This window comes from Geitlerinema calcuttense NRMC-F 0142, assembly GCF_030285425.1.
Genome location: NZ_JASVEJ010000024.1, coordinates 1 through 21,647, shown reverse-complemented (window position 1 = coordinate 21,647; position 21,647 = coordinate 1). Strand labels below are relative to the sequence as shown.

Here is a 21,647-nt window from a genome sequence, read left to right as displayed (position 1 = left end):
TGAAAAGACAGCATTTTCAGCAGTTGAGCCATATTACTCTCTTTCTGAGAGTTTAAGCGAGATCAGCATACTCACCTCCCCAATCTCTGGTATACATTGCCGACCCTCTTTGCTCCCTCCCACTGAAGTAGCAATTTTGTCATTGTTCGCCTAGGGGGTCAATAGGAGGGGTACCCATTACAGAAAGCGATCGCTCAGATGGCTCACTCCCGGTAAGCGAGTGGACTTACGCTGCCACAGGCGAACCATCAGCCAGAAGTTGAGTAAAAAGTAGCTAGAGGTGAGCAGACTACTGGTTAACAACAACGGAAACGCGTAGGATTCCGAACTTCGGGCCCCGGCTTCTAGGACGGCATGACCGCCCACCCAAGCTAAGGCTAATAATACTGCTAAACGACTTGCTGCACGCTGCTGGCGGTTCCCCTGATTGCGAGCAATAGTCCACAGTGCCGAAATACATCCTAAAACAGGCACATAATAGATAAACAACTGCAAGCGATTGAGTTCAGCGTTCTCAAAAGGGTCAGTGTCCTCTCTCATCAACCGTTCACCTAAACCAGACCTCTACAGCCCTATCTTAAGCGCTCCGTTAATTTCTCAAGAAGATTAGCTGCTTATTCATAAAGACAGAACCCACTCAAAGATTTAAGCGTCATCATAGCCAAGAGAAAGAACGTTAATCACAGCGCGATCGCGTTCAAGATCGTCAACTGAGAGAATGCATTTTGGTTTTTCCGGCAAACCTCAATGGGTGAACCCGTCATTACCGTTGTGGTTTTTTGCTTTTATCCCCTTTAAACTCGGCGAAAGCCTACTGATTGTCACCCTACCTTTACTCATCGTTCAGGGGGTAGGCGGAACAGTTGGTGATGTTGCCCGCATTCACGCTTTAACCGCCTTAGTCGGGGTTGTAGGGTTTATTTTTTGGGGCAACTTATCCGATCGCTTAAGGGTACGCCGTCCTTTCTTGATTTTAGGCTTTTTAGGGTTTGGTTTCTGTACCAGCCTACTCAGTTTTGCCGAAACCTTGCCGCAGGCGATCTTATACAGCACGCTGAACGGGTTTTTCATGACCAGCATTACTCCAGCCAGTTCAGCTTTAGTGGTGGATAGTTTTCCCGAACAAGAGTGGTCGGGATATTTCGGGCGATTTTATCAAATGAGCGGCTGGAGTTTTGTAGCCAGTCTGGTGCTGGGTATTGTGTGGCTAACGGGTCGATCTTCCCTAGTCGATCCAGAAACGGCCTTGCGCCGTCTGGTGCTGTTCGCCGGAACCATTACCTTCCTCAGCGTGCTGTTGTGCTGGGGATGGGTCAAAGAACCGCACCATCATCAGCCTCGTCGCCGGTTTAGCCCTCAACTCCTCGGTCGTCTCACGGTAGCTGTGATTGAAAAACGGGCAACCTTTTATCCAGCCCGCCTATTATATTTTGTCTGGCACCCCGATCTACTGAAAGCAACGTTTCGCGAAGCATTACCAGAACGTCCCCGTTGGAAAACGCTTCCAGGAATAGCCTTCCTAGAAACCCGCTTAGGTCGCTATTGCTTGTGTTCGCTGTTTTTGTTTATCTCATTTAATCTGATTTTCGTTCCCCTACCCATTTTCCTGACCGAACGCTTGCAAGTGACGAATGCTCAAATTTTTGCGATCGCCTTAAGCAAAGCTTCTCTAGAAACCTGGTTTTATGTTCCCATCGGTCGCTATATCCAACAGCATTCCGGTTGGCGCTTGCAAATTCAAGCCACGGCTGCGCGTTGCGGCTTGTTTGGGATTTTTACCTTGCTGGCGCTGACTCCACCCCATTCCAGCAACCTCTTGATTGTGGGTCTTGTGCAACTGTTTAATGGGGTGACTTGGGCTGCAATTAGCGTATCGGGAACGACTGCGATCGCTCGTCTTGCCCCTAAAAGCCAAGAAGGACTCGCGATTGGCTTTTATAATGCGAGTATCGGCGTTGCGACGGCTGTCGGTAGTTTGGGAAGTGGATTTTTTGCCCTGCGGTTTGGCTATAGTGCTTGCTTCGGACTCGCCACTTGCATTGCTGCACTGAGTACCCTGTGGCTGTATCAACTCCAACGGGAAAGCTTCTCCACCTCCCTTACCCATCCTAACGATTGAGCGCCGGATCGACGATTGAACCCAAAAATAACAGGCTACCCGTTTGATTATCGCGGATCGCACAGAAGAACGGTCGATCGACCACCATTTGGAAGGGTTCTGTCGGCATTTGTGCTGAAGTGGTGCGAATTCCAATGGAGGTCACTGCGGCGGCTTCTGTTCCTTCTTCGTTCACTTCTACAAAGGTTTTATGCTTCACCTGGTCAATGTAAACGGGTTCGGTCGTCATTTGGGTAAACTCGGCTTGTCGGCTAAAAGCCACCCCCATCCCTAATGCGCTCAATGTTTGTTCTAGGTTGGTGCTATATTCCATTTTGAAGCGGGGAAGCTGAATCGAACCCTCCCGTCTTCTAAATTGAGCCATCCAGGTATCCCAGTTTTCGGCATTCAGTTGTTGTTGGAATTGAGCAAGATTGCGATCCGGTTTGGGTAAAAAGACGTACAAGCTCCAGCGACCGTTAGAATAGGGCAGGCTAATTGCTTGAAAGTTATCGGTTTCTAAATAACGATAATTGCCGCGCTGTGACATTAACGGCACGGTTTTTGTTTGCGTATTACTCACATAAAAGGGTTGATTAGTGGTCTGTGCTTTGTCAAACTGTGTTGTCCAATTTCCCTTAAAGTAAATGGCATTAATCAGAAACAAAACATCATCCGGTCGCAAGCGATCGACAATTTGGTTGATTTTGCCGTTGGTGTTTTCTTTTACCCAATTATTAATAGTTTGAGTCGCGGCTGGGTCTTGAAAATCTAAGTTTGTCACTTGCGCTCGATAAAATTGACGATTATTCTGAAGAAATTGCGGATCGAAGGTAATGTCTTGTCTCGCCCACAATGAATTGGCAATTTGCAATTGAACTTGAGGATCGGCATTTTCTAGAACAGTCTTAAAATCGGCGTAGGCTTGGTTCACCTCAGATAAAGAAAGACCTTGAATCTCTAGCGCCTGAGCCATTGCCTGTTGCGTATCTCCTGTTGCCCCGTTGTAAGCCATAGAAAGCGCGATCGCAATACTAGAAGGCGAAATAAAGATATTTTTTTCTCCTTCTTGCTGGCTCAGTTGCGAAAACAGATTAAAACCAAATTGAGTATTTGCTGTTATCAGACGTTCGTCAACTGTAGGAATTGAATTCATGGGCGTTTGTTGAGAATAAATCGGCTGAGATTGAGCCATTCCTAAGTCTAAATAATCTAACCCCACGCTTCCTAGTAACCCCAGCATCACCAAAGCAGCGATCGCGCTACTCCTCATCAGTTGAATCTTCATGGATTGACCTTTATCGTTCAGTCACTTTTTAGAGCTTAATGTTCAAGATAGGGCCTCAAATGGAGTTAAACCAAACGGGCATTATCCTAGCTCCGCATCTTGCAACATTAAAACTGAGAATAACTCTCTGTTCTAAGATGCCATAACCCTTTTTAAAGCGCGGTCTGGTTACTGAAACCGTAACGTTAAGCAGATAGACAAAAAGCGAGAAAAGAGTGCCAAATTCAGTTTATTGCACTGGAACTGACCACCAAGCGATCGCATAATCTTGAGTGGGTTCGTTTGCCTGTTGGTGGAAATAAACGCGAATTTTGTAGCGTCCTGTTTCGGGAATGCGCTGGAAGATATGCTCCGTACTGTCTACCTCGCTGACCGAAGACCAAATATTATCTTGAATATTGTTGGAGTCTGCGGGCATCAGGTAGAGATCGAGGTTATTTAAACCCCGATCTGTAAAAGTTTCCCCCAAATCGTATTCGTCATTTTGATTGGCATCATTTAGCTCAACATGGCGGTTCCAGACCAAAGTCGCACTCAGCATACTCCCCGCTTGCAAGGGACGTTCGAGAATATAGTCTTGATAGGGGCGATCGCCAACCGAAACCCTATTGTAATCCCAACCCTTGGCAGGAATAGCACTACCGGGTTGCCATTGACCCGCACTAAATTGCTGATAAGCGCGATATGCATTCAATTGTCCGGCCCCCAGTTGAATATCCAAGGGGATTTTGCGGTCGTAGAAGGCTTCAGACGCTAACCAAGTCCGATGGCTTTGATCGAAAATATCGCGCGTCATGCCCAAATTTAGACCATTACCACGGTCTTTCAACTTATCGGCAGAGTTAAACATCACCGCCTTCATGACTTCGTGACGGCGAGCATCTAACGTCCAGTTGGGGAGAGTCGTATTGGGAACAGATGAGAGCGATCGCTGAATTTCTCCATCGCCGTATTCTTGAAGTAACGCCACCGTCGCCGTGACATGGGGGGCCGCAAAACTCGTACCGCTTGCCCGTCCAATCGTCCCATCCAGATTGACCAAAGAAATTTTACTGCCCGGTGCGACTAAACCAATAGACCGACGAGGCCCGACATTACTTTCATAACCGGCAATGCGTCCCGGCGTCCCGGCGGCGGGATCGCCTAAATTGGCAAAATCGGTTTTAGAAAAGCTGCCATTTTCCAGGCGGGTAAATGCCACGTTGATGCCATTGTAATTATCGGTGGGAATCGAAATGCCGCCTTTACCTTGGTTGCCTGCAATCACGTAAAGCACATTATGCACCCGCGCCGACCAATCAATGCATTGGGTTAACAGGGCATTTCCATCTAATAAGGCGTTGGGACGCGGATCTTGGCGCAAAGATTCCCCGAAGCTAAAATTAATCGCTCTCAAGTCGCCGCCATTTTGCTGCGCCAAGTGTTGGGCGGAAAGACATTCTTCCGGCTGACCGCTGCGCCGTAGGGTGCCAATGGCGGCAGAGTGTAACCGCGCCCCTGGTGCAACGCCGGGATAGGCTTTATCGGAGCTAATCATCACGCCTGCGACTTGTTGAGCGTGCAGATCGACGTTAGCGTTATTTTTAGCAATGGTATTGCGAAAGAACACTTTAAACGGCGCGATCGCAGGATTGCGAGCCACCGCCTTATCTAACCCGAACAGTCCGGGGCGACCAATCTCAATTTGACCAATCGCAATTTTACGGCCGATTAAATTATAAGGGGCTTCGTGAAGGCGCAAGGCGTTAATTCCGTTTTCCCCAAGGGAAGTCTCTGTAGCGAAGACGGGAATTGCCACGAGGGAAGCCCCTAAACCAAAGGCAAATCCCGCTAATTTTTTGAAGGTCTTTAGTTGAGCCAATGTAGCTCCTCCCTATACACGAGCGAACAGTGGAACATTGAGGCGCGATCGCAGTTGGTAATACTGAAGATTTTGTTAAACTGGACACAGCAAGACATCAGACCAGGAGAATACCGACTGCCATGACCGAAACGAAATCTCAGAAACCCATTGTCGTTGCCCCATCTATTCTATCTGCCGACTTTAGCCGCCTCGGAGAAGAAATTCAAGCGGTCGATCGAGCTGGAGCAGATTGGATTCACGTTGATGTCATGGATGGTCGGTTTGTTCCGAATATCACGATTGGTCCATTAATCGTTGAAGCCATTCGTCCTGTCACCCAAAAGCCGCTAGACGTTCACCTGATGATTGTCGAGCCGGAAAAATACGTTGAAGACTTTGCCAAAGCTGGGGCGGATATCATTTCAGTTCACGCCGAGCATAACGCTTCCCCTCACCTGCACCGGACGCTTTGCCAAATTCGCGAACTGGGCAAACAAGCGGGAGTTGTGCTGAATCCTTCAACGCCTCTAGACCTGATTGAATACGTGCTAGAGGTGTGCGATCTGATTTTAATTATGAGCGTTAACCCCGGATTTGGCGGTCAAAGCTTTATTCCGGCGGTGGTTCCCAAAATCCGCAAGCTGCGTCAAATGTGTGACGAACGCGGTTTAGACCCCTGGATTGAGGTGGATGGCGGTCTGAAAGGCAATAATACCTGGCAAGTTCTAGAAGCAGGGGCTAATGCCATTGTTGCTGGTTCTGCGGTCTTCAAAGCCAAAGATTACGCAGAAGCGATTACCGGAATTCGCAACAGCAAGCGTCCCGAACCTCAACTGGCGACTGTTTAGTCCGAAGGTGCTTTAAACAAAAACGGGCGACTAGTGTATAGCCGCCCGTTTCGTTAATCAATGATGGATTAAGCGCGATCGATTTCGTCTTTAATGGAGTCTTTGATATTTTCTTTGGTATGCAGAGCTTGAGCTTCTGCTTGCTTGATTTTGCCTTCGGCTTGGTCGCGGCGATTTCCGGTGACTTCGCCTACAGCTTCTTGAAGCTTACCTTCAATATTTTTAGCGGTTGCTTCTGCTCTGTTTTCAATACTCATAACTTTGAATCTCCAAGTTTAGATAAACGGATGTTTGACTTGTCTCTATCTTGTCAAAAAACACCGTTTACCCATACCCATCCCAGGAGTGATTCTACCTCTGTCTCAAGACAGCTTATCGCTCGCCGGGAGGTAAATAATCGCTGTACTTTTCTTGGTCGAAGTAATATAGGGTGCGAATGGGATAGGGAATATTGAAGTTTTCGCGATCGCAAGCTCGTTTCAGGGCAATAATGACTTGAGTGCGAATGTGGCGAACGTGCAGTTTTTGGGGAAGCGTCCAATAGCGCACGACAAAATCAATAGAACTATCGCCAAATGCCACAATATCAATTTCTGGGGGCGGTTCGTTCACAACTCCTTCAACCCGACTCACCGCAGTAAATAAAGTATCGACGGCTTCCTGTAAGGGTGTATTGTAATCTAAACCAATTTCTAAATCGGTACGACGATAGGGTTTAGCAGTTAGAACCTGTACGGGGTTGGTAAAAACGATCGCATTGGGAACAACCACCAATTCCCCTTGATAGGTGCGGATTTGGGTAGAACGAATGGCAATTTCTTCTACCGTTCCCTCATATCCTTCTACCACGATTTGATCGCCGATGCGGAAGGGTTCTTGCAACAGCAGGAGAATACCTGCCAGAAAGTTCTTAAAGATGTCTTGGAATGCAAAACCAATAGCAACGGAACCTAACCCCAATAGTCCAATGATATCGCCGAGTCGCAGGTCGGGAAATGCCACTACAGAAGCGATCAGAATCCCAACAACCCAAGCACCCACATAACTCAATTGAACCATGAGCGATCGCAACGATTGATTTTTGACCGTGCGATTGCTGACATTAGAGACAATTTGGCGAACCAGTTTTGCTGCCCAACTGGTGACAAACACCAGGATAATCGCCAGAATGATTGCGGGAAGTGCTTTAATTGTAAAATCGAGTAAGTCTAGTAAGCTCGCTTGGATTTGGCGGATCAAGGAATCATCCATAAAATCTATAACAGGCAAATTTTCCCTTCGTTAGAATAGCACTAAGGGTTTCTCGGCTGTATCTATAGCCTGGTTGACTGCTAAAAGGGTAGCCATGTAGGTTAGGTAAGGTACGAAACCCAACAACAGCCACACAGCATAAGGCGTTCAGCAGTTTTGTCAGTCAATTGTTGGTTGGAGCGGACAGCGATCGCTCAAAGTGAATCGTAATACTATCGGAGAGCGATCGCAAATAGGCTAAGAGCGCAGAGATAAACACTAAAATTCCCCCCATCTCCAATCCTTCCTCAAGCGCTACCCATAACGAGTAGATGAGGTTCTCCTTACCGTAAATGTAAGCGTAATATCCGCCAATCAGTTCAATTCCCAAGGTTCCTAACAAGAATAAACTTGCCGCCAGAATAAAGCGATTGCGGGTTTTAGGGGGAAGCGAAAGCGTAAACTTACGATAGGCGATCGCCAATAGCACCACAAGCGCAAATCCTAAAATCACCCAGGTGAAATAAAAAATACCCGTAGCGTTCAAGGCATTGCGGAGAGGTTTAATGGTTCGCTCGTGCAATTCAATAATTTCATCAACGCCCATTAACAGAAAAATCAAGGATAATCCTTGCCAATGGCGCAAATAGCGATCGCGTTTTTGTTTTTTCAGGAGTAGCGATCGCTCCAAGTAACATTGCACACCCGATGAGCGATAACCCTGAGTAGAGAGACGGAATATTAAATTCCAAATCTAGATCGAATAGAGGAATCATCCCCTTAAGACTGCCATAACCCAAGACATGCTTAGAAAATTGTCCCAGAAAATGAGCAGCCGCTAGACCCACAACAACCCAACCTAAAAAACGCACTATTCTTTCAGGCGAGAGACGAATCTCTACAGAAGCGCGTTCGCTAGAGGAAGTCGGGGATTGTTTGACATTGGGAGAGCTTTTCACGACAGGATCGACCGATGCAGTTTTCTTTAATTCATCCTTCGGAAAGACTCCAAAAGATGACCAAGCGAGTACATTTAATGTCTCGTTAACTAAGAGTTAACCTTTTTAATGGAGGAATAACCTTCACTCCAAAGATAGAAATTAGGGCAAATTCAGTTGCGATCGCCCCCATTTCCGCCAAACTTGCAAAGATAGATGTAGAAACCTCAACAGGTTTAGAAATTGCGATCGGAAACTTCATGGACGTTCAAACTCAAGCGATTACCCGCCCCACTTGGGGAAATGCCCTCGCCCAACCCGCTACAGAATTTGGCTTAACCCCCTTACCCCTCCTTTCAGGTCATATTCCCCAAGGGTTGCGCGGCACCCTATACCGCAACGGTCCCGGACGGTTGCAACGGGGAGGTCAACGGGTGGGACATTGGTTTGATGGAGATGGGGCCGTTTTAGCCGTTCATTTCACCGACAACGGCGCAACGGGGACTTATCGCTACGTGCAAACTCAGGCTTACCAGCAAGAAGCCGCCCAAAATCGCTTTCTGTTTCCCAACTATGGCATGAGTGCCCCTGGACTCCTGTGGGAACGTTGGGGAAAACCCGTCAAAAACGCTGCCAACACCTCAGTTTTAGCGCTACCCAACAAACTCCTAACCCTCTGGGAAGGCGGCCAACCCCACGCCTTAGATTTGCAAACCTTAGAAACGCTAGGACTCGATGACTTAGGGCAACTTCAGTCCGATTTTGCCTATTCTGCCCATCCCAAAGTCGATCCAGCCACCGGCGATATTTTTAATTTTGGGGTTAAAGCCGGGTTAAATGCCCAACTCTACCTCTATCGCAGCGACGCCACCGGGAAAATCCTGCAACACAATCAGATTCCCCTCAAGGGTGTCCCCCTCATTCACGATTTTGTGATGGCGGGTGCGTATCTCATCTTTTTTATTCCACCCGTTCGTCTAAACCTGCTACCGGCGGCTTTGGGTTTAACAAGTTTCTCCGATGCGTTGGAATGGAAACCCAGTCTAGGAACCGATATTTTAGTTATCGACCGCCAAAGCTTGACCTTAGTGAGTCGGGCGACAACAGAAGCCTGGTTTCAATGGCATTTTAGCAATGGGTTTGTTGAACCCCAGGGGACAATTGCCATTGATTTTGTCCGCTATGCCGATTTTTATAGCACCAACCAATACCTCAAAGAAGTAGCAACGGGCAAAACGCAGACAACCGCCAAGGGAGAGTTGTGGCGCGTACAACTTGACCCCCAAACGGCGAAAGTTAAACAAATTCAACTCTTAATTGACCAACATTGCGAGTTTCCCCTCGTTCCCAATCAATTTGTTGGAGAAGATTCGCGCTATACCTATCTGTCTTGCTATCGTCCGGGACAAAAGTTAGGGGAAGATTTGCTGGGCGCGATCGCACTCTACGACCACCAGCAGGATACGCTAACAGTGGCCGACTTGGGAGAAAATCGCTATCCTACAGAACCGATTCATGTCGTAGATGCCAATAACCCTGAAGGGGGTTGGATTTTAACCGTGGTTTATGATGGCGGTACCCATGAAAGCGAAGTGTGGATTTATCAGTGCGATCGCCTCCATGAAGAACCCATCTGTAAACTTGGTTTACCTAGCGTTATCCCAATGGGCTTTCACGGAACCTGGAAACCGGCTTAAAGTATCCGGAATTCGCCATAGGCTAAAACGGAGTAAAGACAGATTCACCCCCACGGAGGCTCTATGTACGCCGTAATTTCCCGCGACAAAATTCAACTTCCCGCCGGAACCGTGGTGCGAATGCCGGGAACTTGGCAAGATTATTGTACGTTGCGCCAAAGTCGGGGCGATCGCCCTCTCCCTCGCCTGAAATTTCGTCTGGGTGAACTTCTACTGATGAGTCCCTTACCTAAACATGGACGCGAAGCCCATTTACTCGCGAGAATTGTTGAAATTCTACTGGACAGCGAAACTCGCGATTACGAAGCCTTTACGCCAATTACAATGGAAATTCCTGAAGAAGGAGGGATTGAACCCGACTACTGTTTTTATATTGATAACTGGCAAGCGGCTGTAGGTAAAGACCGCCTGAATTGGCAAGTCGATCCGCCTCCCGATTTAGTGATTGAAATTGATGTCACTACCTACACGGCGGCGGAAGATTATGCACCCTATCGCGTTCCTGAAGTTTGGTTACTCAAAAATAACGGCTTAAAAATTTATGGCTTCTCAGGAGAAGCCTACCAACAGCAGTCTGTTAGCCGCTATTTTCCGAACGTAGACTTATCTGGATTAATAGAGCAAGTGCTGCAAGTAGCATCAATTCGCGGAACAGGTGCAGCGCTACGAGAACTCCGCCAGCAGTTGAGGCGATCGCGCCCGTAAGACGCAACAGAAACTACAATAAAAGTTCGATGCTACGCGAACGGTTGAATAACTTGCTGCTTTTCTCCTTATGACCACCAAACGCAAATATCACATTACAACTTTTGGCTGCCAGATGAACAAAGCCGACTCCGAGCGGATGGCGGGTATCCTAGAGGAGATGGGCTTTGAATTTGTCGAAGACCCGAATCAGGCGGGTTTAATTCTCTACAATACTTGTACGATTCGGGATAATGCCGAACAAAAGGTTTACTCTTATCTCGGCAGACAAGCCAAGCGCAAGCAGCACGAACCCGATTTAACGCTCGTTGTAGCGGGTTGCGTGGCGCAACAGGAAGGCGAATCTCTACTGCGGAGGGTTCCCGAACTCGATTTAGTCATGGGCCCCCAACACGCCAACCGCCTGCAAGACTTACTCGAAGAAGTCTTTAATGGCGCTCAAGTGGTGGCAACTGAACCCATTCACATTATGGAAGATATCACCAAGCCGCGCCGCGATAGCAAAGTCACAGCTTGGGTTAACGTCATTTATGGCTGTAACGAACGCTGTACCTATTGCGTTGTCCCCAGCGTGCGGGGGGTGGAACAGTCGCGTACCCCAGAAGCTATCCGTACAGAAATGATCGAACTCGGACAGCAGGGGTATAAAGAAATCACCCTCTTAGGGCAAAATATTGATGCTTACGGTCGCGATTTACCAGGGGTAACGCCGGAAGGACGCCATTTACACACCTTTACGGATCTGCTCTATTTTGTCCATGATGTGCCAGGGGTGGAACGCCTCCGCTTTGCAACTTCCCATCCGCGCTATTTCACCGAACGCCTGATTAAAGCCTGCGCGGAGTTACCCAAGGTTTGCGAGCATTTCCACATTCCCTTCCAATCGGGCGACAATCAAGTCCTGAAGGCGATGGCGCGGGGCTATACCCCTGAAAAGTATCGCCGGATTATTGATAAAATTCGCGAGTATATGCCCGATGCAGCGATTAGCGCCGATGCGATCGTGGGTTTCCCCGGCGAGACGGAAGAACAGTTTGAGAATACGCTGAAACTGGTAGAAGAGATTGGTTTTGACCAGTTGAATACGGCGGCTTATTCTCCCCGACCGGGGACGCCTGCCGCCTTATGGGAAAATCAGTTAAGCGAGGAAGTCAAAGCCGATCGCCTGCAACGGCTCAACCATCTGGTATCGATTAAGGCCGCAGAGCGATCGCAGCGCTATCTCAACCGGATTGAAGAGGTATTGGTTGAGGATGCGAACCCGAAAGATCCTACCCAAGTGATGGGTAGAACGCGGGGAAATCGCCTCACATTCTTTGCGGGCGAGATTAAAGAACTCAAAGGTCAGATCGTCCCGGTTCAAATTACCGAAGTTCGCGCTTTTAGCTTAACCGGAGAGCGTTTGTTTGAGGGAAGCCCAGCCAAACCTTTAGTCGGCGTGGGTGCTTCCTGAAGCCAACTGAAAGTCTGGAGATCCCCTAGTTGAGGTCTAAATCGGTATTGGGGGTTTCTTCAGGCTTTTTGCTTTTGCGTTCGGTGAGAAAGGTTTGTTTAGAAGCCTCTTCTGAAGGCGATAGCGATCGCGCTTCTCCGGCTCTTCTGAGTCGCGCTTTGGGATCGGCCCCTAGGCGAATTTGCAGTTTGGGGCCAGAATTGCCCAAGCGAACCACCATCCCATCCTCAACGGGCTTGCGGGAAATTAACTCATTGTTAATATAGGTGCCATTCGAGCCAAAACTGATAATTTCCCAACCCGAACCATTATTTTGCAATTCAATATGGTGTCGGGAAACCACCGCGCTGTAAACAACCACGTCGTTACTATTCGATCGACCAATCCGAATGACCGATTCAGGTTCAAATGACCAGCTTTGAACCGGGATAGCTTGGGTAGGATGGAGCAGAGATATCGTAATCGCTGACATTACCTGAGAAGGTAGTTAAAGGAAGTGAGTCAATGCACAAAAGTTCGCTCTCTAAGACTATCACTCTCTGTCGAGAGCGAGCGAAGCCAGACAGATAAGCGGTTAGAGTTTAGACGCACGCGAGATTTCAGTTTTAATCCTAGACTACTGTTGGAGCGATCGCCACAAAAGCAGCCGGGAAGCCGGAAAACCGGCCAATCTCATTAAGATTCAGAAGGATTGAGATCCGGTCGAGTTGAGGGCCCCTCGTCTTCTGGAGGTGAAACTGAGGTTGCAGGCCTATTGGAATTGGGTGGTACCGAAGCCTGTTTTTGCGCCTCCCGATTTTTCTCAATCAGGAGCGTATCTTTCGAGGGTTCGCTTCCAGACGGGGTTAGCGATCGCTCTTTTTCTAAATAAGCCCTTTGTTTCTCCGATAAAGGTGCTGAATCAATCCGAATTTGGATTTTTGGACCCGAACGAGCAAGGCGAATCACGGCACCATCAATAATCGGTGTTTGATTCACTCGTTTTCCATCAAGATACGTCCCATTCGACCCTAAATTCAGCACATCCCATGTCACCTCATTACGCCGAACCTCAACGTGATGGCGAGAAACCACTGCGCTGTAAAGAACCACATGATTATCAGTTGCGCGTCCAATCCGAATCACGGGTTCATCATCAAACGTCCAGCTTTGAACGGGAATATCCTGAAGAGGATGTAAAAGAGTCAGGGTAATCACATTGGCAGCGTTGAATTCTGTGTAAGAAAAAGCAGGAGTATGGCTGCTACAGTATATCTTAGGGTGTTGGAGTTTGCGTGCATGTGAGAAGCCCCACACAACGGCTAAAAAAGCTTTCCAACACCTGCCTTCAGCTAGGTTTAGGCAATTTGAAAAATAAACGTTACGAGGTCGTTTTTACCGAGGGCGATGCGATCGCCTGGGCGCAGCCGATGTCGATTTCCCATTGCTAGCGGTACATTGTTGATATAAGTCCCATTGGCACTGCCTACATCTTCAATATAATAGCTATCGCCTTCAACTCGAATATCGGCATGGACGCGAGACACGACATCGGAGTCAGGAAATCCCGACACATCAATATCCGGGGGAATGCGATCGTTAGGTTTGCCCACATGAATCACCGACAGATGAGAGGGTAATTCAATCGCCTGAGAACTTCTCACATGCAGCAATTGCGCGATTTGCTGCTGAAGTTGGGTTTGGGAAGAAACCGCAACGGGTAAAGGCGGGGGTTGGACTGCGGGAGAGGAACTTTGTTTCGGCAAAGGCGGAGGGGAGGGAACTTCCACTTCCGAGAGCAAAGCGCTGGTTTCCACTAGCGGTTCGGGTTCAACGAGCGGATCGGGGGGGACTAATTCGGGGACTTCGGGTACGCTCGCCTCTGACTGAGACGCCACCTGCACCGAACCGGATTCACTCGGCTTGAGGTGCGTGCCGCATTGACCGCAAAATAGAGCGTCAGACTGAATTGTTGCGCCACAATTGGGGCAAGCCGTCATCGCAGGTAAAGGCGTGTAGCACGCCTCGCAAATTTGAGCGCTATCAGGATTTTGGTGATTGCAATTCGGACAAACAATCATAGGAACATCAACAGGCAAACAGCATCATTCAAACCAAAAATTTCTCAGAAGCTTTCAGGGGGTGTGACGCTTCCTTAACATTCACAAGAATTTTTACAAATTTGCACCTGCTGCTTCATCGAACAACCACCATAATTCACCTTGGGGTTGAATGAAACGCGCCGGATAGGTAAAGGCGTCGGCTTCTGGTGCAAAAATTTGCGCGATCGCATCTTGTTTATTGGCACCCGTCACTAAAAACATAACGCACTCTGCCTGATTAATCAGAGGGACGGTAAAGGTTAAACGCGGTTGCTCGTCCTTTTGCCCGACTGTAATGAGGCGATCGCGAACCTGTAGGGCGGCGGTTTGGGGAAACAACGAGGCCGTATGAGCATCATCGCCAATTCCCAGCAAGATCGCATCCAAACGGGGAAATTCTCCGGCACCCAGTTGAAAGAAGGCGCGTAACTCCGCCTCATGGCGCTCGGCATCTGCTGCGGCATCTCCAGCACCCGTTGGCATCGGATGAATATTGCTCGCTGGAATCGGCACCCGATCGAGCCAAGCCAAACGCGCCATTCTCTGGTTGCTCTCTGGCTCGTCCGGTGCGACGTAACGCTCATCACCCCAAAAAATATGAATCTTATCCCAGGGCAACTCTTGAGTCGCCATTGCCTCGTAGAGCGGTTTAGGGGTACTGCCGCCAGCGAGCGCTAGGGTAAATTGTCCGCGTTCGGCAACCGTCCGTTGAATTTTCTCCACCAGTAAAAAGAGCGATCGCTCTACAATTGCCTGTCGATCGGGTAAAACTTCTACAAACTTTTGCATACTTGTCCTCAGCCTTAATCTGTAGGGTTTTGAGTCATTTAGCGAGTTGGCAGCCTGATTATCTCCCTAACTCAGGCTTTTCTGGGTCTTCCCTAAGCATGGATTCAGGTTTGAGCCAGAAGAACCTGCTAAGATTGCCTAACCGATTGGGGTTTAATCTTCCCACTCACAAAACTCTGTCACAGTTTAACTTGCCCGCTTGTGAGCCAACATCTAATTATTTTCACGCGGTTTCCCGAACCGGGTAAAACCAAAACTCGCCTGATTCCCGCTTTGGGAGCGTTAGGAGCCGCTCAACTTCACCGCCAACTCGCAGAGCAAATGCTGGCTCAGGCAAAATCGCTCTCGGCAATCTTGCCCATTTCCCTAGAGGTTTGTTTCACCGGGGGCAGTCTCACTCAGATGCAACAATGGTTAGGAGGCGATCTCACCTACTGCGTGCAGGGAACGGGAGATTTGGGAGTCAGAATGAGCCAAGCTTTTCAACGCAGCTTTGAAGCCGGGATGGAGCGAGTGGCGATCGCGGGGACTGATTGCCCGCATTTGGAGGTATCGGTTCTCGCTCAAGCGTTTGAGCAGTTGCAGCAGCACGATTTGGTATTGGGGCCTGCAAAAGATGGGGGTTATTATCTAATTGGGTTGCAGCGTCTCTACCCAGAGTTACTGGTTGGTATTGATTGGGGAACCTCGCGCGTTTTTGAACAGACGGCGGCGATCGCTCAACGTCTCAATTTGAGTAGGGCAAGTTTGCCTGAGTTAGCCGATATCGATCGTCCTGAAGATTTAGGGTTACTCCAGTAAAAGGGCCTTCTCTCTGCGCGGCAGGCAATTAGAGGATTTTTGGCTTAGATTTAGCATTCCTATGACTTCTGTTTCGGTAATTATTCCGGTTGTGAATGAGGTAAAAACGATCGCCCAAACCCTGGCGCAACTGAATAGCGATCGCCCTATAGAAATTATTGTGGTGGATGGCGGCAGTCAAGATGGCACCTGGGAGTATTTGCAAACCCTCGATCTCAAAGCGATCTCAGCCCCCAAAGGACGCGCCCATCAGATGAATGCTGGGGCGGCGATCGCCTCTGGGGATATTTTGGTGTTTCTCCACGCCGATACGCGCTTACCAGCGGGGTTCGATTCCTTGGCGATCCAAGCTTTGGCTCAACCGGGTACCCTCGCTGGGGCGTTTACTTTAGCCATTGACGATCCAAGCTGGCTGTTGCGTTGGATTGAAAAGGGGGTGAATGCGCGATCGCGTCTTTTGCAATTGCCCTATGGCGATCAGGCTTTGTTCCTTAAGGCGGCAGTGTTTGAACAGTTGGGCGGCTTCCCCCAGCAAGCGTTTATGGAAGATTTTGAGTTCATTCGCCGCCTCAGACGCCAAGGACACATTGCCATTGTGCCAACCCCAGTCTTAACTTCAGCGCGTCGCTGGCAGGCTTTGGGGGTGTGGAAAACGACGATCGTCAACCAAGGGGCGATCGCCGCTTATCTGGGGGGAGTTCAACCCGAACGGATTGCCCAATGGTATCGCCGCCAGCGTTAATCTTTATTCTGAAGCTTTGATAGCTTGGCGCAGGCGGGCAAGCACTTGCTCAATTTGATCCACCTCCGAGGCGTTATTTTGGTCTTGGTAAAGCTCTTGGGCTTGTTCTAAGATCGCGATCGCCCTGGGGAGTTGCCGTTGCTTAACATAAGCGATGCCTAAATTGCGATAAGAAATCGGTTCGCCGGGGTTAATTTGAATCGCTCGCTCAAAAGCGGCGATCGCGTTGGGGATTTCCTCTTGCATTCCCCAAGCAATCCCCAGATTGTTATAAGTTTCCCAATTATTCGGATCGATCTTTAAAGCTTCATTAAAAGCGGCGATCGCTTCTGTTAATTGTCCTTGACTGCCCAAGGCAATTCCCAAATTTGAGTAAGCCTTTTCATAGTGAGGATAAATGGCAATTGCTTGATTAAACAGGCGAATTGCCGCTGCATACTCTCCTTGATTTGCTAACTCGACTCCCTGGTTATTCAGAGCCTCTGCTTGTTGTAGCTGATTTAGGGTGGGTTGTTGGATCTGAGATGGCTCGAAGGCTACTGAGCGAGGCGTTAAACTAGGGGTCAGGCTCATCAAGGTTAAGACACCTGCGACGCCTAAGCCAAGTTGCACTTGGAGTGTGAAGTTTTTGTGGGGGTGCATGGTTGTTCCTTAAAGTTTAGAAAAATTAATCTTACCTAGGACAAACAATCTAAGCCGTACAAATCTTGTCCGAAAACTTACCGCTTTGCTAAAACTCTAATGTAGCTACTTGTAACTTATTGGAAAGTTTGACGGCGACGATTTGTTATGGTGTAGCATAAGGATCGAAAGAGCTAAAAGTCAGATAAAGCTGGAAAAACCAGTATTTTACTGATGAAAACTCAACAAAACTTAAGCCATTACACAGCTTGAGCGTGCGAACTCAGTCTTTGCCTTCATCGAGTGACTTCCGCTCTGGTGCTGTGTAATCCCCTTAGTCCCTACCCTTGTTTAAAATGTTTCCGTCCCTGGTGAGGGGCAACCGGACAAGCCAACTCATATAGGACAAAATATCCCTCATTAGTCTCTCAATCTCTCATGAAAGCAACCAATAGCGGCACCATTTCCAACCTCGCAGCCAGAGCGCTCCAACTGGTCGGTATTGTCATGATTGCATCCTTTTTATTGGATGCTCTGACATTACTGTTTCCGCCGAACCTCACCAACGTTCAGTGGCGGCTGAGTTTTACAAGCCAGTTGATCGACCGAGGCGTGATTCCCCTCGTCGGAACGGCCTTGCTGCTCGCTGGACTTTGGCTGAGTAGCGATCCAGCCGATTCGAGTTCTACCTCTTCGGGCCAAAGTTTTCTGAGAGGCGTTTCTCTGGTTCTGGCCTGGATTTTAGGGGTTACGTACTTAATTGTCACCCCCCTGCATACGATTGATACAATCCGCGATCGCAATCTCGCCTTAACCCGGATCGAACAAGAAGCAACCCGCGCCGAAACTCAACTGCAAGCCGAGATCGGACGCCCTGAGTTTCAAGCCGAACTCGAACGTCAGGAAAGCCAGTTTAAGACCCAAGTCAACGAACTCCTGAGAAACGACGAACAACTCAATCAACTCCTCAGTAGCGGTCAAGTTGCTCCTGAACAAGCCAACTTACTTCAAGAATTTAGAAGCAACCCGGCGGCGCTCGATCAATTTGTCACCCAACAAACTCAGGCGTTACCCGAAAGAGCCTTAGCGCGGATTCGCACGGGCAGACGCGAGGCGGAAGAACAAGCCCAAATTAGAACCGTCAAATCCATTTCGCGAGGTCTGAGCAGCTTATTACTAGCGGTTGGCTTCGTGGGTATTGGTTGGACGGGAATTTCTGGCGGTATGGGAGGGCGTCCTCGCACGGGACGGCGCAAATCTCGCCCCTAGGCGCTTGGAAGTTGCAGTTTAGGACGATTGGCTTCCCCCCAACAGATGGGGGGTAGGGTGCGTCAGTCTGTTGATATTCTCTTTACACCTACAGCTTGGCATGTTCTCGATTTATATCCTCACCTATAACGAAGAGATTGATATTGCAGCTTGCATTGAATCCGCCTCACTCTCGGATGATGTCATTGTCGTGGATTCCTATAGTCGCGATCGCACCGTCGAGATCGCCAGTCGCTATCCCATCCGCGTTGTGCAACATCAGTTTGAAAGCCACGGTCGCCAGCGGACTTGGATGCTCAAGGAAGTTCCAGCCAAACACGAATGGATTTACATCCTAGAAGCAGACGAACGCATGACCCCAGAATTGTTCGCTGAGTGTCTGCAAGCGATCGAAAGCCAAGACTATGTAGGTTACTACGTGGCCGAACGGGTCATGTTTATGAATCGCTGGATTCGCCATAGTACCCAGTATCCCCGCTATCAGATGCGCCTGTTGCGACCCGATCGGGTTTGGTTTAGCGACTACGGCCATACCGAACGCGAGGTTTATGAGGGGGCGGTCGGTTTTCTTAAAGAGACTTACCCGCACTATACCTGTAGCAAAGGGTTGAGCCGTTGGATTGAAAAGCACAATCGTTACTCCACCGATGAAGCAACCGAAACGCTACGCCAGTTAGAAAACGGTTCGGTGGACTGGCAAGATTTATTTTTCGGTAAAACCGAAGTTGAACGTCGCCGCGCTCTTAAAGACCTTTCCCAACGGCTCCCCTTTAGACCTTTGATTCGCTTTGTGTATATGTATCTGTTTCTGGGGGGGTGCCTTGACGGTCGTCCCGGCTTGGCGTGGTGTACGTTGCAGGCGTTTTATGAATACCTCATTGTCCTGAAGGTGTGGGAAATGAAGTATCTACCCGTTACTCCGGTTGCAGAACCCCAAGGAGCGATCGCTCCGAGTCCAGAAATCCCCCTCAGCCAGTAATCTTGATTGGCTCCCTTCTCCTAGGGAGAGAAAGAAGCTTTGTAAGTCAACCCAGTAGAAAGGCCAGGAATTCCAGATTTTCCTGAAAGACCGGCCAATCTGCTGTTTTCGCGATCCCAATTGTCCTAAGATAGCCACAGAGCCAGGAATCTATTTAAACTGGCAAATGAGGGCTGGTTTTGCAATGATTACTTGAAACAATTCTTCACAACCTTTACAAATAGTAATAGAAGAGGCTAATTCCCTTTTTAGGGAATCGGCAACCCGATTCACCCGGAGGATGTCACCCGATCGACGCTTAACCCATTCAGTCGTTTGATTGACAAGCGTGCTTTCGGCTCTCGCTCGTTCATAGGAGAAAAAGCAAACTCGTGCTCCAACGCTTTAAGCAAGACTTGAAGAACGATCTAATTGCGGGTCTTTTGGTGGTGATTCCCCTGGCAACCACGATCTGGCTCACCATCACCATCGCGATCTGGGTTGTTAACTTCCTAACCCGCATTCCCAAGCAAATTAACCCCTTTGATGGCTTGCATCCCATCCTGGTTAACGTGCTGAACCTGCTTGTCGGACTTGCCGTTCCCCTCCTGAGTATCTTGATCATTGGTCTAATGGCTCGTAATATTGCGGGGCGGTGGTTGCTGGAGGTGGGCGAACGCTTTTTGCAAGCCATTCCCTTAGCCGGATCGATCTATAAAACGCTTAAACAACTCCTAGAAACCCTTTTAAAAGACTCTAACGATAAATTTCGTCGGGTTGTCTTGGTGGAATATCCCCGTAAAGGCATTTGGGCGATCGCATTTGTGACAGGCAGCCTGACCAGCGAATTTAAGAACCATTTTTGCGCCCCCATGATTAGCCTGTTCGTTCCCTCGACGCCTAACCCTACCACCGGATGGTACGCGATCGTCCCGGAAAATGAAGTGATTAATTTATCAATCTCGGTGGAAGATGCCTTTAAGGTGATTGTTTCTGGGGGAATTGTTAGCCCCGATAGCTTGGTTTCTCTGCCTCGCAACTCTAAGAGCGATCGCAAACTGGAAACCTTACTCGAACCTCAACCCCTGCAACGCCTGCAAGTTGAAGAAGAAGAACCCACCTCCTGAAGCCGCCGCCCTTTTCTAAAAGCATCGGAGAATGCGCTAAAATTAGACGATCTCAGACTCCGATCGACCATCATGCTACCCCGCCAAATTGCTCGCGAACTGGCTCTACTCAGTCTTAGCCAGTTGCCTACTACGCCAGAAAAACTTGAAACTCAACAATTGCAAGACTTAATGCTGGCGGCCGTGCGAACCCTGAGAACTGAAGCCTCAGAAGCACTCGAAACAGCGGCGGCAGAATTGCAACGCAGTAGCGATCGCCTACTCGATAGCGAAACGATCGCCAACAGCGTACCGAGCGCTAGGGCAATGCTCAAAGAATCGATTGAACTGGCTCAACTCGCAATTAACCGCGTTGGCAGTGCAATGGAGATTCCAGAGTTAGTCTACCTCTCTAGCAACCAACAAGAAGTTTATGAGTACGCCCTAGAACTCACCAAACTGGTTCATGCAAATCGCACTGAAGTAGACAATATCCTCAAACAATCGCTTGTGAACTGGCAACTCGATCGGATTGCCAGAATCGACCGCGATATCCTGAGAATTGCAGTGGTGGAAATGCTTTACGTAGGCATTGATGAAAAAGTGGCGATCAACCAAGCCATTGAACTGGCTAAACGCTATAGCGGTAACGAAGAATATCGCTTTATCAATGGGGTTCTGCGTCGAGTTTCCAATCTGCTGAAATCCAATTTGGTCTAGTTCCCCTCAGCTATCCTCGCAGTCGGTGTCCGAAGTCATTGCCTAACGGACAGCAGAATTTCCCCTAACCCGATACAATTTGAATCTGAAAGCTCAAGCGAAAAATTCCAATGGTTTTTAATTGGTTCCGTCGCCAGTTTAATCGCTCTGAAGAATCTGCCGAAGAACAACAGATAGAAGAACAAGAAGCAACTTCAGTTGAATCTCCATCAGACGCCGAGCAGGAGACAGAACAGTCTACCTCGGATGAGACTGCGATGGACTATTTAGCTTGGGCAAAAGCAGCTTATCAGAATATTCAGACTCAACAAGCTGTTCCGGTCGCCGAACCACCCGAAGTTAGCGAACCGGAAGCAGCAACTCCAGAAGTTAGCGAACCCGAAGTTAGCGAACCTGAAGTAGCAACTCCAGAAGTTAGCGAACCTGAAGTGGCAACTCCGGAAGCAGCAACTCCAGAAGT

Annotated in this window: 25 protein-coding genes; 11 read left to right on the top strand and 14 right to left on the bottom strand. The window is 48.8% G+C overall.

The window, feature by feature from the left end:
* Positions 1–177 precede the first annotated feature (177 nt).
* On the bottom strand, positions 178–540 hold the full coding sequence (locus QQ055_RS06435; RefSeq protein ID WP_284475840.1) for a hypothetical protein: 363 nt from the start codon (positions 538–540) through the stop codon (positions 178–180).
* Between the two features lie 178 nt (positions 541–718).
* On the opposite strand from QQ055_RS06435, the gene QQ055_RS06430 reads away from it, so the two are divergent.
* Complete coding sequence (locus QQ055_RS06430; RefSeq protein ID WP_284475841.1) at positions 719–2,119, top strand: MFS transporter; 1,401 nt, start codon at positions 719–721, stop codon at positions 2,117–2,119.
* On the opposite strand, the gene QQ055_RS06425 is transcribed toward QQ055_RS06430, so the two are convergent.
* Positions 2,109–3,386, bottom strand: a complete 1,278-nt coding sequence (locus QQ055_RS06425) for a serpin family protein (RefSeq protein WP_284475842.1) — start codon at positions 3,384–3,386, stop codon at positions 2,109–2,111. The two genes, QQ055_RS06430 and QQ055_RS06425, sit on opposite strands and share 11 nt — an antisense overlap.
* Positions 3,387–3,615: 229 nt before the next feature.
* Complete coding sequence (locus QQ055_RS06420; protein WP_284475843.1) at positions 3,616–5,247, bottom strand: S8 family serine peptidase; 1,632 nt, start codon at positions 5,245–5,247, stop codon at positions 3,616–3,618.
* 122 nt (positions 5,248–5,369) lie between these two features.
* On the opposite strand from QQ055_RS06420, the gene rpe reads away from it, so the two are divergent.
* Positions 5,370–6,077 (top strand): ribulose-phosphate 3-epimerase, encoded by a 708-nt coding sequence (gene rpe / locus QQ055_RS06415; RefSeq protein WP_284475844.1) that lies wholly within the window; start codon positions 5,370–5,372, stop codon positions 6,075–6,077.
* Between the two features lie 68 nt (positions 6,078–6,145).
* On the opposite strand, the gene QQ055_RS06410 is transcribed toward rpe, so the two are convergent.
* The 5 genes from QQ055_RS06410 to QQ055_RS06390 form a co-directional block, all read right to left on the bottom strand.
* Entirely contained in the window at positions 6,146–6,334 is a 189-nt protein-coding gene (locus QQ055_RS06410) for a CsbD family protein (protein ID WP_069969515.1), read from the bottom strand.
* Positions 6,335–6,449: 115 nt separating this feature from the next.
* On the bottom strand, positions 6,450–7,328 hold the full coding sequence (locus QQ055_RS06405) for a mechanosensitive ion channel family protein (protein ID WP_069969514.1): 879 nt from the start codon (positions 7,326–7,328) through the stop codon (positions 6,450–6,452).
* 163 nt (positions 7,329–7,491) lie between these two features.
* Positions 7,492–8,010: a DUF8692 domain-containing protein gene (locus tag QQ055_RS06400; protein ID WP_490722105.1), complete on the bottom strand. Its 519-nt coding sequence runs from the start codon at positions 8,008–8,010 to the stop codon at positions 7,492–7,494.
* Positions 7,904–8,266: a hypothetical protein gene (locus QQ055_RS06395; RefSeq protein ID WP_286004396.1), complete on the bottom strand. Its 363-nt coding sequence runs from the start codon at positions 8,264–8,266 to the stop codon at positions 7,904–7,906. The genes QQ055_RS06400 and QQ055_RS06395 overlap by 107 nt, the downstream gene beginning before the upstream one ends.
* A gap of 85 nt (positions 8,267–8,351) precedes the next feature.
* A complete protein-coding gene (locus tag QQ055_RS06390) occupies positions 8,352–8,507 on the bottom strand; it encodes a hypothetical protein (protein ID WP_284475846.1) in 156 nt (51 codons plus the stop codon).
* Here QQ055_RS06390 and QQ055_RS06385 point away from each other — a divergent pair.
* The 3 genes from QQ055_RS06385 (at position 8,506) to miaB (ending at position 12,100) form a co-directional block, all read left to right on the top strand.
* Positions 8,506–9,942, top strand: a complete 1,437-nt coding sequence (locus QQ055_RS06385) for a carotenoid oxygenase family protein (protein WP_284475847.1) — start codon at positions 8,506–8,508, stop codon at positions 9,940–9,942. The two genes, QQ055_RS06390 and QQ055_RS06385, sit on opposite strands and share 2 nt — an antisense overlap.
* Positions 9,943–10,005: 63 nt before the next feature.
* Entirely contained in the window at positions 10,006–10,647 is a 642-nt protein-coding gene (locus QQ055_RS06380) for a Uma2 family endonuclease (RefSeq protein ID WP_284475848.1), read from the top strand.
* A 70-nt stretch (positions 10,648–10,717) separates the two neighbouring features.
* Complete coding sequence (gene miaB, locus QQ055_RS06375) at positions 10,718–12,100, top strand: tRNA (N6-isopentenyl adenosine(37)-C2)-methylthiotransferase MiaB (protein ID WP_284475849.1); 1,383 nt, start codon at positions 10,718–10,720, stop codon at positions 12,098–12,100.
* A gap of 25 nt (positions 12,101–12,125) precedes the next feature.
* Here the strand turns inward: miaB and QQ055_RS06370 are convergent, their stop codons facing one another.
* The 4 genes from QQ055_RS06370 to pgl form a co-directional block, all read right to left on the bottom strand.
* Positions 12,126–12,572, bottom strand: a complete 447-nt coding sequence (locus QQ055_RS06370) for an FHA domain-containing protein (RefSeq protein WP_283359942.1) — start codon at positions 12,570–12,572, stop codon at positions 12,126–12,128.
* A 203-nt stretch (positions 12,573–12,775) separates the two neighbouring features.
* Positions 12,776–13,297 (bottom strand): FHA domain-containing protein, encoded by a 522-nt coding sequence (locus QQ055_RS06365; protein WP_283359941.1) that lies wholly within the window; start codon positions 13,295–13,297, stop codon positions 12,776–12,778.
* Positions 13,298–13,437: 140 nt separating this feature from the next.
* Positions 13,438–14,160, bottom strand: a complete 723-nt coding sequence (locus tag QQ055_RS06360) for a double zinc ribbon and FHA domain-containing protein (RefSeq protein ID WP_069969509.1) — start codon at positions 14,158–14,160, stop codon at positions 13,438–13,440.
* A 93-nt stretch (positions 14,161–14,253) separates the two neighbouring features.
* Positions 14,254–14,970, bottom strand: coding sequence for a 6-phosphogluconolactonase (gene pgl / locus QQ055_RS06355; RefSeq protein ID WP_284475850.1), 717 nt, complete (start codon positions 14,968–14,970; stop codon positions 14,254–14,256).
* Positions 14,971–15,171: 201 nt separating this feature from the next.
* On the opposite strand from pgl, the gene QQ055_RS06350 reads away from it, so the two are divergent.
* Both QQ055_RS06350 and QQ055_RS06345 read left to right on the top strand, forming a co-directional pair.
* Positions 15,172–15,771 (top strand): TIGR04282 family arsenosugar biosynthesis glycosyltransferase, encoded by a 600-nt coding sequence (locus QQ055_RS06350; protein ID WP_284475851.1) that lies wholly within the window; start codon positions 15,172–15,174, stop codon positions 15,769–15,771.
* Between the two features lie 61 nt (positions 15,772–15,832).
* Complete coding sequence (locus tag QQ055_RS06345; RefSeq protein WP_284475852.1) at positions 15,833–16,513, top strand: TIGR04283 family arsenosugar biosynthesis glycosyltransferase; 681 nt, start codon at positions 15,833–15,835, stop codon at positions 16,511–16,513.
* A 3-nt stretch (positions 16,514–16,516) separates the two neighbouring features.
* Here QQ055_RS06345 and QQ055_RS06340 read toward each other — a convergent pair whose 3' ends face one another.
* Positions 16,517–17,155, bottom strand: a complete 639-nt coding sequence (locus tag QQ055_RS06340; protein WP_284475853.1) for a tetratricopeptide repeat protein — start codon at positions 17,153–17,155, stop codon at positions 16,517–16,519.
* A 417-nt stretch (positions 17,156–17,572) separates the two neighbouring features.
* Between QQ055_RS06340 and hpsJ-B the strand changes: the two genes are divergently transcribed.
* The 4 genes from hpsJ-B (at position 17,573) to nusB (ending at position 21,187) form a co-directional block, all read left to right on the top strand.
* The gene (gene hpsJ-B, locus QQ055_RS06335) at positions 17,573–18,403 is read left to right on the top strand and encodes a hormogonium polysaccharide biosynthesis protein HpsJ (protein ID WP_283359936.1); all 831 of its coding nucleotides are present in this window, start codon (positions 17,573–17,575) and stop codon (positions 18,401–18,403) included.
* A 100-nt stretch (positions 18,404–18,503) separates the two neighbouring features.
* Positions 18,504–19,382: a glycosyltransferase family 2 protein gene (locus QQ055_RS06330; RefSeq protein ID WP_283359935.1), complete on the top strand. Its 879-nt coding sequence runs from the start codon at positions 18,504–18,506 to the stop codon at positions 19,380–19,382.
* Positions 19,383–19,753: 371 nt separating this feature from the next.
* Positions 19,754–20,488 (top strand): DUF502 domain-containing protein, encoded by a 735-nt coding sequence (locus tag QQ055_RS06325; protein ID WP_069969502.1) that lies wholly within the window; start codon positions 19,754–19,756, stop codon positions 20,486–20,488.
* A 72-nt stretch (positions 20,489–20,560) separates the two neighbouring features.
* Positions 20,561–21,187, top strand: coding sequence for a transcription antitermination factor NusB (gene nusB, locus QQ055_RS06320; protein ID WP_069969501.1), 627 nt, complete (start codon positions 20,561–20,563; stop codon positions 21,185–21,187).
* Between the two features lie 266 nt (positions 21,188–21,453).
* Here the strand turns inward: nusB and QQ055_RS10905 are convergent.
* A partial coding sequence (locus QQ055_RS10905) for a pentapeptide repeat-containing protein (RefSeq protein WP_432806002.1) occupies positions 21,454–21,647 on the bottom strand: 194 nt, incomplete at its 5' end.

Bases quoted from the DNA above. Each gene is read 5' to 3' on its own strand.
- QQ055_RS06435 (WP_284475840.1), bottom strand. From the start codon at position 540: ATGAGAGAGGACACTGACCCTTTTGAGAACGCTGAACTCAATCGCTTG.
- QQ055_RS06430 (WP_284475841.1), top strand. From the start codon at position 719: ATGCATTTTGGTTTTTCCGGCAAACCTCAATGGGTGAACCCGTCATTA.
- QQ055_RS06425 (WP_284475842.1), bottom strand. From the start codon at position 3,386: ATGAAGATTCAACTGATGAGGAGTAGCGCGATCGCTGCTTTGGTGATG.
- rpe (WP_284475844.1), top strand. From the start codon at position 5,370: ATGACCGAAACGAAATCTCAGAAACCCATTGTCGTTGCCCCATCTATT.
- QQ055_RS06410 (WP_069969515.1), bottom strand. From the start codon at position 6,334: ATGAGTATTGAAAACAGAGCAGAAGCAACCGCTAAAAATATTGAAGGT.
- QQ055_RS06405 (WP_069969514.1), bottom strand. From the start codon at position 7,328: ATGGATGATTCCTTGATCCGCCAAATCCAAGCGAGCTTACTAGACTTA.
- QQ055_RS06385 (WP_284475847.1), top strand. From the start codon at position 8,506: ATGGACGTTCAAACTCAAGCGATTACCCGCCCCACTTGGGGAAATGCC.
- QQ055_RS06390 (WP_284475846.1), bottom strand. From the start codon at position 8,507: ATGAAGTTTCCGATCGCAATTTCTAAACCTGTTGAGGTTTCTACATCT.
- QQ055_RS06380 (WP_284475848.1), top strand. From the start codon at position 10,006: ATGTACGCCGTAATTTCCCGCGACAAAATTCAACTTCCCGCCGGAACC.
- miaB (WP_284475849.1), top strand. From the start codon at position 10,718: ATGACCACCAAACGCAAATATCACATTACAACTTTTGGCTGCCAGATG.
- QQ055_RS06370 (WP_283359942.1), bottom strand. From the start codon at position 12,572: ATGTCAGCGATTACGATATCTCTGCTCCATCCTACCCAAGCTATCCCG.
- QQ055_RS06360 (WP_069969509.1), bottom strand. From the start codon at position 14,160: ATGATTGTTTGTCCGAATTGCAATCACCAAAATCCTGATAGCGCTCAA.
- pgl (WP_284475850.1), bottom strand. From the start codon at position 14,970: ATGCAAAAGTTTGTAGAAGTTTTACCCGATCGACAGGCAATTGTAGAG.
- QQ055_RS06345 (WP_284475852.1), top strand. From the start codon at position 15,833: ATGACTTCTGTTTCGGTAATTATTCCGGTTGTGAATGAGGTAAAAACG.
- QQ055_RS06340 (WP_284475853.1), bottom strand. From the start codon at position 17,155: ATGCACCCCCACAAAAACTTCACACTCCAAGTGCAACTTGGCTTAGGC.
- hpsJ-B (WP_283359936.1), top strand. From the start codon at position 17,573: ATGAAAGCAACCAATAGCGGCACCATTTCCAACCTCGCAGCCAGAGCG.
- QQ055_RS06330 (WP_283359935.1), top strand. From the start codon at position 18,504: ATGTTCTCGATTTATATCCTCACCTATAACGAAGAGATTGATATTGCA.
- nusB (WP_069969501.1), top strand. From the start codon at position 20,561: ATGCTACCCCGCCAAATTGCTCGCGAACTGGCTCTACTCAGTCTTAGC.